The organism is Marinisporobacter balticus, assembly GCF_004345705.1.
GTDB classification, from domain to species: Bacteria; Bacillota; Clostridia; order Peptostreptococcales; family Thermotaleaceae; genus Marinisporobacter; species Marinisporobacter balticus.
The window spans coordinates 33,919-47,932 of sequence record NZ_SLWV01000014.1 but is presented as its reverse complement, the minus strand read 5'-3'; the positions used below and the strand labels follow the sequence as shown (position 1 = coordinate 47,932).

The 14,014-nt window shown below is 32.6% G+C and carries 14 protein-coding genes and 1 riboswitch; of the genes, 1 reads left to right on the top strand and 13 read right to left on the bottom strand.

Translation table 11 applies throughout. From position 1 onward, the window contains the following. Positions 1–14: 14 nt before the first annotated feature. The 8 genes from EV214_RS10930 to EV214_RS18745 form a co-directional block, all read right to left on the bottom strand. Complete coding sequence (locus EV214_RS10930) at positions 15–1,151, bottom strand: chorismate mutase (RefSeq protein ID WP_132245688.1); 1,137 nt, start codon at positions 1,149–1,151, stop codon at positions 15–17. Continuing rightward, entirely contained in the window at positions 1,139–2,239 is a 1,101-nt protein-coding gene (aroC, locus tag EV214_RS10925) for a chorismate synthase (RefSeq protein ID WP_132245686.1), read from the bottom strand. The genes EV214_RS10930 and aroC overlap by 13 nt, the downstream gene beginning before the upstream one ends. Next, positions 2,217–3,518 (bottom strand): 3-phosphoshikimate 1-carboxyvinyltransferase, encoded by a 1,302-nt coding sequence (aroA, locus tag EV214_RS10920; RefSeq protein ID WP_132245684.1) that lies wholly within the window; start codon positions 3,516–3,518, stop codon positions 2,217–2,219. The genes aroC and aroA overlap by 23 nt, the downstream gene beginning before the upstream one ends. Next, the gene (gene aroB / locus EV214_RS10915; protein WP_132245682.1) at positions 3,505–4,593 is read right to left on the bottom strand and encodes a 3-dehydroquinate synthase; all 1,089 of its coding nucleotides are present in this window, start codon (positions 4,591–4,593) and stop codon (positions 3,505–3,507) included. The genes aroA and aroB overlap by 14 nt, the downstream gene beginning before the upstream one ends. Beyond that, complete coding sequence (locus EV214_RS10910) at positions 4,581–5,444, bottom strand: prephenate dehydrogenase (RefSeq protein WP_132245680.1); 864 nt, start codon at positions 5,442–5,444, stop codon at positions 4,581–4,583. The genes aroB and EV214_RS10910 overlap by 13 nt, the downstream gene beginning before the upstream one ends. Before the next feature lie 13 nt (positions 5,445–5,457). After that, the gene (aroF, locus tag EV214_RS10905; protein ID WP_132245678.1) at positions 5,458–6,471 is read right to left on the bottom strand and encodes a 3-deoxy-7-phosphoheptulonate synthase; all 1,014 of its coding nucleotides are present in this window, start codon (positions 6,469–6,471) and stop codon (positions 5,458–5,460) included. A gap of 412 nt (positions 6,472–6,883) precedes the next feature. Beyond that, entirely contained in the window at positions 6,884–7,897 is a 1,014-nt protein-coding gene (aroF, locus tag EV214_RS10900; protein WP_132245676.1) for a 3-deoxy-7-phosphoheptulonate synthase, read from the bottom strand. 103 nt (positions 7,898–8,000) lie between these two features. Next, complete coding sequence (locus tag EV214_RS18745) at positions 8,001–8,162, bottom strand: hypothetical protein (protein ID WP_165916336.1); 162 nt, start codon at positions 8,160–8,162, stop codon at positions 8,001–8,003. 542 nt (positions 8,163–8,704) lie between these two features. Beyond that, a riboswitch (cyclic di-AMP (ydaO/yuaA leader) is annotated at positions 8,705–8,837 on the top strand. Positions 8,838–8,901: 64 nt separating this feature from the next. On the opposite strand from EV214_RS18745, the gene EV214_RS10895 reads away from it, so the two are divergent. Next, a complete protein-coding gene (locus EV214_RS10895; RefSeq protein WP_132245674.1) occupies positions 8,902–9,531 on the top strand; it encodes a GNAT family N-acetyltransferase in 630 nt (209 codons plus the stop codon). A gap of 92 nt (positions 9,532–9,623) precedes the next feature. On the opposite strand, the gene trpA is transcribed toward EV214_RS10895, so the two are convergent. The 5 genes from trpA to trpD are packed head-to-tail and all read right to left on the bottom strand — an operon-like array spanning position 9,624 to position 14,005. Next, the gene (trpA, locus tag EV214_RS10890) at positions 9,624–10,418 is read right to left on the bottom strand and encodes a tryptophan synthase subunit alpha (RefSeq protein WP_132245672.1); all 795 of its coding nucleotides are present in this window, start codon (positions 10,416–10,418) and stop codon (positions 9,624–9,626) included. Beyond that, positions 10,408–11,607 carry a tryptophan synthase subunit beta gene (gene trpB, locus EV214_RS10885; RefSeq protein WP_207669676.1) on the bottom strand — a complete coding sequence of 400 codons (1,200 nt, stop codon included), beginning with the start codon at positions 11,605–11,607 and terminating at the stop codon, positions 10,408–10,410. The genes trpA and trpB overlap by 11 nt, the downstream gene beginning before the upstream one ends. Beyond that, positions 11,600–12,211 (bottom strand): phosphoribosylanthranilate isomerase, encoded by a 612-nt coding sequence (locus tag EV214_RS10880; RefSeq protein ID WP_132245670.1) that lies wholly within the window; start codon positions 12,209–12,211, stop codon positions 11,600–11,602. Before EV214_RS10880 ends, trpB begins: the two co-directional genes overlap by 8 nt. Beyond that, a complete protein-coding gene (trpC, locus tag EV214_RS10875) occupies positions 12,204–12,989 on the bottom strand; it encodes an indole-3-glycerol phosphate synthase TrpC (protein ID WP_132245668.1) in 786 nt (261 codons plus the stop codon). Before trpC ends, EV214_RS10880 begins: the two co-directional genes overlap by 8 nt. Further along, positions 12,986–14,005, bottom strand: coding sequence for an anthranilate phosphoribosyltransferase (gene trpD, locus EV214_RS10870; protein ID WP_132245666.1), 1,020 nt, complete (start codon positions 14,003–14,005; stop codon positions 12,986–12,988). Before trpD ends, trpC begins: the two co-directional genes overlap by 4 nt. Between the last annotated feature and the right edge of the window lie 9 nt (positions 14,006–14,014).

The following is a 14,014-nucleotide window of genomic DNA, read 5'->3' as shown; positions in this document are numbered from 1 at the left end:
TCACAACCTCTCCCCTATCTCTTGTGTCCTTTATAATTACCCAGTAATTGAAAAAAACTACTATTTTCCTTAATTAACTCAATTGCTTCTTTTACAACTTCTTCATTTAAATTCCCTTCAAAATCTATATAAAAGAAATACTCCCACGACCGATCAATCATAGGTCTTGATTCTATTTTTAGCATGTTTAAATTATTTTCCGAAAAATATCTTAAAATACTATATAACGCGCCTGCCTTATGGGGCGTAGCAACGACTACACTAATCTTATCCACAGTAGGATGAATTTCCAAATTTTTTCCGATTACAATAAATCTTGTATAATTACTTTTATTATCATTTATGTTCGATTGAATAATATCCAAACCATATAACTTAGCTGCCTTAATACTTGCTACAGCAGCTTTTGTTTTAATATTTTCATCTTTTATAAACTTTGCACTCATGGCTGTATTGCTATAAGGAATAATTTTCCAATCTCTATGTGTTCTAAAAAATTCACTACTCTGCTCAAAAGCCTGCGGATGTGAATATACTTCTATGATATCTTCTAGTTTTGTACCTTTTATCCCTAATAGTTGATGTTCTACTTTTATACAACGCTCTCCTACGATATAACACCCATACTTTCTTAGCAAATCATATACTTGGGAAATTCCACCCGTTGAAGAATTTTCTATAGGCAATACCCCATAATCTATTTCATTATTTTTAAGAGCTTCAAATACATCTTTAAATTGATTTACATTTTTCGTAATTATAGAATCCCCAAAATATTCCATTAATGCTTGTTCGCTAAATGACCCCCCTACACCCTGAAATCCTATTCGTGGGCATTTTTCTGAAATAGATGTCTTACAATCTTTTTCTTCTTGTATACATCTAACAATCATGCTTTCTTGGATTTTTCTACTGATTGCCATCATGCTATTTAAAAATACTTCTGCAGATTTTTGGAGATTTTTATTCTTTATATGCAAGATATTTTTCTTTATCACTTGTTCTTCTCTATTGCCATTAAATACAGGAATATCATTGTTTTTTTTATATTCCGCAATTTTCAAAGCAGTCTCCATTCTTTTTTCAAATAATTTCACCATTTCTTTATCTATCTGATCAATTTCCTTCCTCATACTCCCTAAAGCATCCATCCAATCCCATCCTTTTCTATCATCAAATCTAATAGTCCTATAGCGGCCGCGCCTTCTACTACGGGTACTGCTCTAGGTACAATACACGGATCATGACGTCCCTTTACTTGTGTTTCTATATTCTCTCGTTTTTTTATATCAATGGTTTTTTGTATTTTTCCTATTGAAGGTGTTGGCTTAAATGCTGTTCTAAACAGAATAGGCATCCCATTACTAATGCCACCAAGAATACCGCCATTATGGTTGGTATACGTCTTGATTTGATCTTTCTCTATAAAGTATGCATCGTTTGAAACAGAACCTTTCATTTTAGCAATATCAAACCCTACTCCAAATTCTACACCCTTTACAGCTGGAATGGAAAATAATATATGCGCGAGCTTACTTTCAATTGAATCGAAAAAAGGTGATCCTACACCTACTGGAAAATTGACTACAGCCGTCTCAATGATTCCTCCTACCGAGTCCATTTCTTCCTTGGCCTTTAAAATCATTTCCTTCATTTTTAGTCCTTTGTCCGCATCTATAACTGGAAAAGTTTTATCTATCATTTTCTTTAAAACGTCTCCTTTTATATTTAACGGATCAAAAGCATGATCATTTATATTCCCTATATTTTTTATATGGCTCCCAATGATAATATTCTTTTTTTCTAGTATTTGTTTTGCAACTGCCCCTGCAAAAACCAAGGGTGCTGTAATTCTTCCTGAAAAATGTCCGCCTCCTCTATAATCATTCGATCCAAAATATTTTGCATACCCTGTATAGTCTGCATGTCCTGGACGCATCGTATCCTTTATGGCTGCATAATCTTTAGACTGCTGGTTTGTATTATAGATGATACAACAAAGAGGTGTTCCAGTTGTTTTATTATTAAAATAGCCACTTAATAGATCAAAGTCATCTTTTTCTTTCCTTGGGGTAGATATTTCATTCCTTCCAGGTGCTCTTCTTTGCATTTCTTTCTTGATTCCATCAAGATCCAATGGTATGCCTGCTGGCAATCCATCCATCACAATGCCAATACCTTTTCCATGAGATTCTCCAAAGATGGAAAGTTTTATATTATTCCCCCATATGCCACTCATCTATTTTTCCTCCTGTTTTTTCAAAATCCTGCCAGAATGTTGGATAAGATTTACTTACAGCATGGCTATTCGTTATAATTACAGGTTCACTGCACTTTATAGAAGCCATAGCTAGCGCCATAGCAATACGATGATCATTCCAACTATCAACAGTCCCACCCTTTAATTTTTCTTTTCCATGAATCTCAAGTCCTTCTTCTAATTCTTTCACATCTGCGCCTAATTTGTTTAACTCTGTAGCCATCGCTTTTAATCGATCTGATTCTTTTATACGAAGCCTAGCTGCATTGATTATTTTTGTAGTGCCTTTACTCAGTGCCCCTAAAGTAGCAAGTATAGGTACAAGATCTGGGCATTGTGAAGCATCAATGGTGATTCCTTTTGTATCTGATTTTTCTATTTGAATGGTATCTTGGTCAATGGATAAATTCGCCCCCATTTTTTTCACAATATCTAAAATCGCTTTATCTCCTTGAAGAGAATGCATATTTAAGTCACTACATTGTATATTTCCGCCTAATAAACCTGCTACAATCCAAAAAGCAGCTTGCGAAAAATCTCCTTCTACACGATAATCCTGTGCTCTATACTTTTGATTTCCTTTGATTATAAACTCATGATCATTATTATTTTCTATCTTTATAGAAAATCTTTCTAAAATAGAAAGGGTTAAATCTACATATCCCTTAGATTCTAATGGTGTTGTAATGATCATTTTAGAGTCTCCATCAAGTAGTGGCAATACAAACAAAAGCCCTGTTATGAATTGAGAACTTACATTTCCCTTGATTTTAAATATCCCCGGTTTTAATCTTCCTATTATACTTAAAGGCAGTTTTCCTTCATTGTTTGTATATGCGATATTTTGTTCTTTAAATATTTCATAATACGTATTAAGAGGACGCTCTACTAGCTTTCCTTTGCCTATAAAAGTTACTTTTTCTTCAATTAATCCTGCCATTGGAATCAAAAACCTTAATGTAGAACCCGATTCTTTACAGTTTATTGTTTCATGTATAAGCTCCATTTTTCCATTTCCTGTTATGGCAATACGCTTTGGTTCATGTTCTAAGTCTTGATCTAAATGATTTGTCATCACGCCAAAAGCTTTTATTCCCTCTAGTGTAGCAATAATATCATCAGAAAATGCAATATTGTCTATATGACTTGTTCCCTCTGAAAGCCCTGCACCAATGATGGCTCTATGACTCATGCTTTTTGACGGGGGTATACGAACTTGTCCATTCAGTAAAGATGGTATAATTTTAACACTCTTCATCGTCATTTTCCCTCCCTATATAAGCATCTATATTTTCTCTATCCATCTGCTTTATGAAACTTTCTCCAATTTCTTTCAACAAAATAAGATTGATATCTTTTCCTTTATTTTTCTTATCTAACCCAATTGTTTCTATATTTTTTCTTTGATCCATTTTGGGTAATATATAGGATAATCCATATTTTTTTAATATTTCTTTTATTAAATCTGCTGTGCCCCTCTTTGTTATCCCCATCACTTCACTCTTTTTTGTGATATGATACATCCCAATTGCTACAGCTTCTCCATGGGTATACCATTCATAATTAAAATATTTTTCTATTGCATGGCCTAAAGTGTGTCCAAAGTTTAATAACATTCTCTCACCTGTATCTAATTCATCCTTTTCTACTACTTCTTTCTTTATTTTACAACACTGATAAATAATTTCCTCTATATGATCAAATAATTCTTCTTCACTATTCAGTTTAAGCAAACGATAAAATAAGTCTTTATCTTTTATGCACCCATATTTGATCACTTCTGCCATACCATCATGTAAAAATCTTTTATCAAGCGTCTTTAGAAGTTCTGGATCTATAAAAACCGCCTTTGGATGGTAAAAGTTTCCCACTAAATTTTTCCCTTTCGGTAAATTAACGGCTACTTTTCCACCCACACTGCTATCAATTTGTGCTAAAAGAGATGTCGGTATTTGTATAAAAGGGATTCCTCTAAGCAATGTAGCTGTTGCAAATCCAGTTAAATCACCAACAACGCCACCACCAAATGCAATGACTAAATCTCCTCTTGTGATCCCAAAATTCAAAAGTTCATCATAAATATTAGCTAAGACATCTAAAGATTTGCTTTGTTCTCCTGGATTTATCACAATCATTTTTATTTCAAAACCATTTTTTCCTAGATCTGCTATGATCTTTTTTCCATATAATTTTTCAACATTTTTATCGGTGATCAGCGCAATCTTTTTATGCTTATATATTTTTTTTATTTCCTCTCCCATATGATCCATTAGTCCATTTTTTATCATAATTGGATAGCTTTTTTGTGGAAGATTAATATCTATTTCATACATTTTTCAATAAATTCCTCCCTCTTACCCCTTGCATTTTCAAATAATTCTTCTAAAGTCACTTGATCATTATTGATGATCGTATTTTTTATTTCTGTCATGTACTTCTCAAATCGCTCTATTTGTTCTATCGTATTTTCTCTGTTCTCTATTAAAAGTTCTGACCACAACTTTGTATTCATACGCGCTACCCTTGTAGCATCTTTAAAACTGCCAGCTACAAATAGATGTGTATTTTCTTCCTTCGCACCATTCATAAGTGCTGCTGCTACAATATGTGGCAATTGACTTGTAAAAGCAATGATTTCATCATGTTTTTTAGGATCTATCTTTATAATATTTTTACACCCTATGCCTTTTATCATGTATTCTATCCTTTGAATATTTTCTTTTTTATTTTGTTCAATCGGTGTAAGAATATAATTGGCGCCATCAAATATATCTTTTGATGCAAAAGATAATCCTTTATATTCTCTGCCTGCCATTGGATGGCCTCCGATAAAGTCAATATCCGTTCGAACAAATCCATTTATTTTGCTGAGCAATTTTTCTTTTATACCTGCTGTATCAGTGATAATCGCGCCTGTTTTAAAATGATCCATCTGCTCTTTTATAAACTCTATAGCCAAATTTGGATATATGCACAAAATAACAATATCAGAATTTTTTAGTGGTATTTCAGGATCTACATACCCTTGATCAATAATTCCTAATTCTTGTGCAGTTTTTAGGGCATTTTTATCTATATCCACTGCCCATATATTTTTAGGATTCAGATCTTTTAATGCCATTGCATAAGAACCACCAATTAATCCGAGCCCTACAATCGTTATGTTAAAATCAAAATCTTCCAAATCTACCACCTCACTATAGCGTTCGATTCTCGATATTTGCAATTTGTTTTAAAGAATTCATTAGTGTTTTAAATCTTTCCGGTGTAATAGATTGTTGTCCATCACACTTAGCATTTGCAGGATCATTGTGTACTTCTATCATTAATCCATCTGCACCTACTGCGATTGCAGCCTTAGCAAGCGGTTCTACTAACCACCATAATCCTGCCGCATGGCTTGGATCAACAACTACAGGCAGATGGCTCAATTTTTTTATTACAGGTATTGCACTTAAATCTAGTGTATTTCTTGTATATTGTTCAAAAGTTCTTACCCCTCGTTCACAAAGGATTACATTTTCATTTCCCTCCGACATAATATATTCTGCAGCCATTAACAACTCTTCTATTGTAGCAGACATTCCTCTCTTAAGTAGTATTGGTTTATCTGTTTTTCCAACCTCTTTTAATAAATCAAAGTTTTGCATATTTCTTGCGCCAATTTGTATCACGTCTACATCTTCTACAAACTTTTCTATTAAATCAGCAGACATCAGTTCTGTAACAATAGGAAGTCCCGTTTTTTCTCTTGCTCGCTTTAGTAATTCAAGTCCTCCTTCTCTTAATCCTTGGAAGCTATATGGAGATGTTCTTGGTTTAAATGCCCCACCTCTTAAAAATCCAGCCCCTGATTCTTTTATTTGTTCGCTAATGCTTATAATCTGTTCTTCACTTTCTACAGAACATGGTCCTGCTATAATCGCTAGTTTTTGCCCACCAATGCTTCTATCTCTCACAGAGATAACAGAATTTTCTGGATGAAACAGTCTATTTGCTTTTTTATAAGGTTCCTGTACATACATTAATTTTTCTACATTTCTATTTGCTTTTATTTGACTCGGATCAATTTTACTCGTATCTCCTACCAATCCTAATATATGACGATTTTCTCCTACTGTTTCATGTACTTCACATCCTAGGCTTTCCATTTTTCGTTTAATTTTTTCAATATCTTGTTGTTCTGTTTTTGGTTTCATTACAATAATCATTTTTATTCCTCCTAGTTTTTTTGTCTTTTATATAAAAAAGAAGACTCAACTAATGAGTCTTCCTTGTATAAACGCATACTATAACTTTATAGTACACCTAATCTCTTATACAGAAATATATAGCCCTTGAAACCCCTCATTAGAATAGAAAATTTTTATTTTTTTGTAGAACAAAGTGCTTGCGCTAAAATAAAAATAGCCCCAGCTAAAGTAAAAACTAAAAAAATTAAATTGTTCTACATTTTCCTTTCTAATAAGTTTGTTCATCTTCTTTTCCTCCAATTTTTTTAATCATATATTTTATACGATTATATCAGAATATTTTCATATGTCAATCAAATATGGAATATTTACAATTTTCTTTGAATCTTTATTAGTTTTTTGTAAATTCCCATTTCATTATATCATTCTACTATAGCTCTCTGTTCTCAATATTTGCGATTGCTTTTAAGGTATCCATGAGTGACTTAAATCTCTCCGGTGTGATCGATTGTTGTCCATCGCATTTGGCATTTGCAGGGTCATTGTGTACTTCTATCATTAATCCATCAGCACCCACTGCAATTGCAGCTTTTGCAAGAGGTTCTACTAACCACCATAATCCACCTGCATGGCTTGGATCGACAATTACTGGTAGATGGCTCAATTTCTTTATTACAGGTATTGCACTTAAATCTAGTGTATTTCTTGTATATTGTTCAAAAGTTCTTACCCCGCGTTCACAAAGTATTACCTTTTCATTTCCTTCTGACATGATATATTCTGCAGCCATTAATAGTTCTTCTATTGTAGCAGACATCCCTCTCTTAAGTAGTATAGGGATGTTTGTTTTTCCCACCTCTTTTAGCAAATCAAAATTTTGCATGTTTCTTGCGCCAATTTGAATAACATCCACATCTTCTACAAACTTTTCAACATATTCTGCTGACATAAGTTCTGTAACAATAGGTAGCCCTGTCTTTTCTCTTGCTAATTTTAATAATTCAAGACCATCTTCTTTTAATCCTTGAAAACTATAGGGGGATGTTCTTGGCTTAAATGCCCCACCTCTTAAGAAACTAGCTCCTGACTCTTTAATTTGCTCTGCAATCGTTATAATCTGTTCTTCACTTTCTACAGAACATGGTCCTGCCATTATTGCTAGTTTTTTCCCTCCAACACTTTGATCTCTAACCGATATAACAGAATCTAATGGTTGAAAAAGTCTATTTACTTTTTTATAAGGCTCTTGTACAAATATTAATTTTTCTACATTTCTATTGGCTTTTATTTGATCAGGATCAATTTTACTGGTGTCTCCTACTAAACCTAATAAATAAAAACTTTCCCCTTGAGACGCATGAATAGAACATCCTAAACTTTCCATTTTTCTTCTTATTTTTTCTATTTCTTTCTTTTGTGTGTTTGGTCTCATTACAATAACCATTTATACCCCTCCTAATTTTTTATATAAAAAAAGAAGACCCACCTAATGAGTCTTCCTTGTATAAACGAAACGTATACTATCCATTTATAGTATACCTAGCCTCTTATACAGAAATATATAAATCTTGAAATCGCTCATTAGAATAGAAATTTTTTATTTTTTTGTAGAACCAATAGCTAGCGCTAAAATAAAAATAGCCCCAGATAAAGTAAACACTAAAATAATTAAATTGTTCTACATTTCCCTTTCTAATAAGTTGATCCATTTTATTCGCCTCCAAAATATTATGTTATTATTTGTTTATTGTTTGAAATTATATCAGAAAAAATTCAAATGTCAATAAAATTTTTATTTTTTCAAATTTTTAGTGTAATCATACTTATATTTAAATCATAGGGTTGTTCGGCATATTTATACAAGTAAAAATACTAGAACGCATTTAATTCTCTCCATAATTTTATGGCTCACTAAAATTTTCTGAATATTTGCATTTTTTAATATTCTATGCTATACTATAAATAGATTTTTACTTATCGCTTATACATTACAATTTGTAATGTTTCATATTTGTATAAAAAATGTAATACCTATTCTTTCGAATTTGATCTCCTTTTGAGAATTATCATCTTCTTTTGATCCTAACGCATCACCTGAAGCCATAAACAGGAACAAAGAAATTGATACCTAATCTCTAGCATCACATTGCTAGTTTATTTTCTTATTCTATCATTTTCTAAAAAATGATAAATTTCTATCTAAACTATCTACCTATGTCTTAAATTTTTCTTTTATAGTTTTTAAATATTCCATGTAATATCGCTGAATTCTTTCATGGAAGAAGCGGGGAAACCAATTTTTTGGGGTGAATTTCTTTTGAAAAGGGTTATCTTCTTTCGACCCTAACCCGTCAGCTAACCTCGCAAGCGTAGAAAGAGGAAAATGAGATAAAAACATTTTCCTTTCACTATTTGTTTATATACAATTTTAAAGGAGGATGAAGTAAAATGGATGTAGTAAATGTTTACAAAACCCAAGCTAAAAGCAATCGTATTAAAAAGTTAAGCATAGTTAATACGAGGAGAGCCTCAAAGAATGACTTAGCCCACATATATAGTATTGCTTGCTCTGTGGGGAAAAAAAACAAAACGTCTGAAGACGGTTTTTTAATGGATAACTACGCATCAAATCCAAAATATTTTCAAAATTTTTTTATGGAAAAGCTTCTTGAACTTGAACATTTTTACATTGCAGAAAATAATCAAATTGTTGGATTTTTAATGGCCTATACGAAAGAACAATGGTTAAAATATAATCCTCATTGGATTGAAGAAATTTGTTGGCGTCCAAATTTTGATAAAACCAAATTAGATAACTTTGTAGTTATAGATAAAACAGCAATATTAGCTAATCTAACAGGTAATGGCATTGGTAGCATTCTATATGAAGGCTTGATAAAAGACTTAAAGTCAAAAAATATTAATCATATTTTTTCAGAAACAATCATCAGTCCTACCCCTAATTTCGCATCTCTTTCTTTTAGAAAAAAACAAAAATATAACCTTTCTGGTTTAAGATACGAAGACTATAAAGGCACACTTTATACAGATTTAATCTATCATAAGTCTGTAGACTAATTCTTTTGTTATTTCATAATGAACAAATAATCATTCAAAATATTTTTGAATGATTATTTGTTTTTAATATTTGCCACTTTATTCCTACTACTCTATTCTATTGCTTCATGCAATCTTCTTACAAAATCAAAAACACGTTCTTCAATATCACCTTCTTTTATTCCCGTTTCTATCTTTTTAATAATAGCACTTCCAACAATCAATCCATCAGATATTCCTTTTAAATTTTTTATTGCTTCTTCATTAGATATACCAAATCCAATGGCTAAAGGAACATTCGTATATTTCTTTACTTGATCCATGAAGTTTAATAAATTTTCTTTAAAAAATGTTCTAGTTCCGGTTACCCCTGTTGATGAAATACAATAAACAAACCCCTTTGCATCTTGTACAATTTCTTTTATACGATTCTCTGATGTAGGCGCAACCAAAGGAATTAAGTCTATAGGATAATCTTTCATCTTATCCGTTAATTCTTTTCTTTCTTCTAAAGGAAGATCTGGAATAATCAATCCATCCACACCACAACTTTTGCAGTTTTCCAAAAACCTTTTAATTCCATATCGGAAAATAGAGTTAAAATAAACTAAAAATACAAGAGGGATTTGTGTCTTTTCTCTTACTTTTGAAACCATATCAAAAACATTATCAATATTTGTCCCTGCCTTTAAAGCCCTTTCAGATGCATTTTGAATAATAGGTCCATCTGCTAGAGGATCTGAATAGGGTATACCAAGTTCAATAATATCGGCCCCTGCCTTCTCCATTGTAAGAACTAAGCGCAGGGTTGTATCTAAATTAGGGTCACCACTTGTTATATATGTTATCAGTGCTTTTTTATTTTTTTCTTTTAGTCCTCTAAATTTTTCTGTTATTCTACTGTTCATTCATAATCCCTCCTATAAGCTTCGATACGGTATGCATATCCTTGTCTCCCCTACCCGATAAGTTCAATACGATAATGTCCTCTTTATTTGTGTTAGGTGCTAGCTTCATCAAATAAGCAATAGCATGTGCACTTTCAAGGGCTGGTATAAGTCCTTCCACTTTTGTTAAATATGAAAATGCATTCACCGCTTCATCATCATTAATGACTACATAATTCACCTTCCCACTAGCATGGTAATAAGCATGTTCTGGCCCTATTCCTGGATAATCTAATCCTGCCGATATAGAGTGTACGGGCATAATCTGTCCATATTCATCCTGAAGTAGATACGTCATCATGCCGTGAATCACGCCTATAGAACCCTTCGTAATAGTTGCCGCATGCTTATCTGTATGCACACCAAGTCCTCCTGCCTCAACGCCATAGATCTTTATTTTTTCATCTTGAATAAATGGATAAAACAATCCCATTGCATTACTTCCGCCGCCTACACAAGCAATTAAATAATCTGGATGCCTTCCTTCCTTTTGCATGATCTGTTCCTTTACTTCATCTCCAATAATTCTCTGAAAATCTCTTACCATTGTAGGATAAGGATGCGGTCCTACCACCGAACCTATTACATAAAATGTATCTTCTACATTTGTAACCCAATCTCTTATCGCCTCATTTGTAGCATCCTTTAGTGTTCCTGTTCCGGATGATACGGAATTTACCTTTGCGCCTAACATTTTCATCTTAAACACATTTAATGCTTGTCTTTCTATATCCTCTTCTCCCATATAAATTTCACAGGTTAATTCAAACATAGCACATATAGTAGCCGTTGCAACACCATGTTGTCCCGCGCCCGTCTCTGCAATAATCCGCTTCTTTCCCATTCTCTTTGCAAGAAGCACTTGGCCGATTACATTATTGATCTTATGTGCTCCTGTATGATTTAAATCTTCTCTCTTTAAATAAATCTTTCCCCCGCCAAGCTTCTTTGTTAAATTCTCTGCATAATATAGTGGTGTAGGTCTTCCCGAATATTCCTTCACATAATATTTATATTTATCATTGAAGCTTTTATCATTCTTTATCTTAATAAATTCTTCCTCTAGCTCTATTAACGCATTCATTAGCGTCTCAGGTACAAATTGACCACCAAATCTCCCAAATCTTTTAGGTATATTTTGATTATTCATTACAACCCCTCACCTTCTCAATCAATTTTTTCATTTTTTCAAAGTTCTTTGTCCCCTCTACTTCAACACCACTACTTACATCTACAATCTGCGGTTTAACAATTTTAATTGCATCCTCTACATTATCAGGTGTTAATCCTCCAGCTAATATAATGAATTTATTTTTACTTATATTTGCAATCATTTCCCAGTTAAAAATTTTTCCAGTTCCACCATGTGCTCCTTTTACAAACGTATCTAATAAACATCCATCTATTTTGTATGCTTCTAATGCCTTTAAACTATTTTCATCTTTTATTCTAAATGCCTTCCATACTTCTTTTTCATAAGAATGGCAAAATTCTGGAGGCTCTTCTCCATGAAACTGAAGTATATCTAAATTACAAAACTTTTCAATTTTATTGACTTCGTAAACAGAATGATTTAAAAATACGCCTACTGTTTTTATACTTTTATCTAATTTACTTATTAATTCTTTTGCTGTATCCATATCAATCTGTCTCGTACTCTTTGCAAATACAAACCCCACATAGTCTGGTTTTAGCGCATTGGCATATAAGATATCTTCTTCTCTTTTTAAGCCACAAATCTTTATCTTAGCCAATAGAATTCCCCCTAAGCTCTCTTAACTTTTCATCGATAGATTTTGCTCTCATTAGACTTTCTCCTATAAGTACACCATCTACCCCTAAATTTTTAAGAAAATCCATATCTTTTTTTGTATTAATACCACTTTCACTAATGATTGTCTTAGATTTTGGGATATGTTTTATAAGGTTTTGTGTTGTTTCAATCCTTGTTTCAAAGGACTTTAAATTTCTATTATTAATACCAATAATTTCTGCTTGTGTATCTAACACTACCGATAATTCCAATTGATTATGAACTTCTACTAAACACTGTAGTCCTATCTTGTTTGCTATATCTTGAAAATCAATCAATTCATCTTTTGATAAAATAGCTGTAATCAAGAGAATCGCATCTGCTCCTAATGCCTTAGATTGATAGATTTGGTAAGGATCAATAATAAAATCCTTTCTTAATATAGGGGTATCTATTTGTCTTCTTACCTCTTTTAAATATTCATTTTTACCTTGGAAAAATTTTTCCTCTGTAAGTATCGATATCGCGTCAACCTTATTTTCGTCATAAATTCTTGCAATCTCAAATGGATCAAACTTTTCTTTTATAATGCCCTTAGAAGGAGATGCCTTTTTTACTTCAGCAATAATACTGAGTTGCTTATTTCCTTTTATCGCTTTCTTAAAATCTCTTGTTTCATCAGATAATTCTATTTGATCCATAATAAAGGCCATAGGGATATATATCTTTTCTTCTTCTACTTTTTTCCTTTTATAATTTACGATTCTATCTAAAATCATTGTCTCATCCCCTGACTAAGCTTTACTAATTGATTTAATTTTTCTAAAGCAAGCCCTTTATCTATAACTTCTGTTGCCTTAATTAATCCTTCTTCTAAAGAATCTGCTTTCTTTCCAACATATATGGCTGCTGCTGCATTTAGTAATACCATATTTCTCTTTGATCCACTTTCTCCTTTTAGTACATTTAATAGAATCTCTGCATTCTCTTTTGGTTCTCCTCCTGCAATTTCTTCACTGCTAGCCAATGGTATATGAAAATCTGTTGGATCTACATAATAGTTTCTTATTTCCCCATTTTTTAATTCACTTACCTTTGTTCTTGTAGTAATTGTGATCTCATCCAAACCATCTAATCCATGTACAACCATCGCTCTCTCAATACCTAATTCTTTTAATACTCTTGCTAGTACAATGGTTAGTTTCTCATCAAATACACCAAGGACCTGGCCCTTAGCCCTTGCTGGATTTGTTAATGGGCCAAGGATATTAAATATCGTTCTAATTCCTAGCTCTTTTCTTGGCCCTATTGCATGCTTCATAGCCTTGTGAAAATTTGGTGCAAACATAAAGCCTATATTTAGTTCATCTGCACATTTTTTTACCTCTTTCGGATTAAGATCAATATTTACCCCTAAATTTTCTAAAACATCCGCACTACCACATTTACTTGAAACACTTCGATTTCCATGCTTCAGTACACTAACTCCTGCCCCTGCTGCAACAAACGCTACTACTGTTGAAACATTAAATGTATTTCCGCCATCTCCACCTGTTCCACATGTATCTATTGTATACTCTGTATTTGTATTGATTTTATAAGCCTTATCAATCATGACCTTAGCAGCACCAACAATCTCCTCTATTGTTTCACCTTTCATTCGAAGTGCTGTCAAAAAACTGCCTATTTGTGATGAGGTTGCTTTCCCCTCCATAATCATGTTCATCGTCTCTATCATCTCATGCTCTGTAAGGTTTTTGTTTTTTATAAGCTTTTCTATTGCAAACTTTATCATATTCCTTAC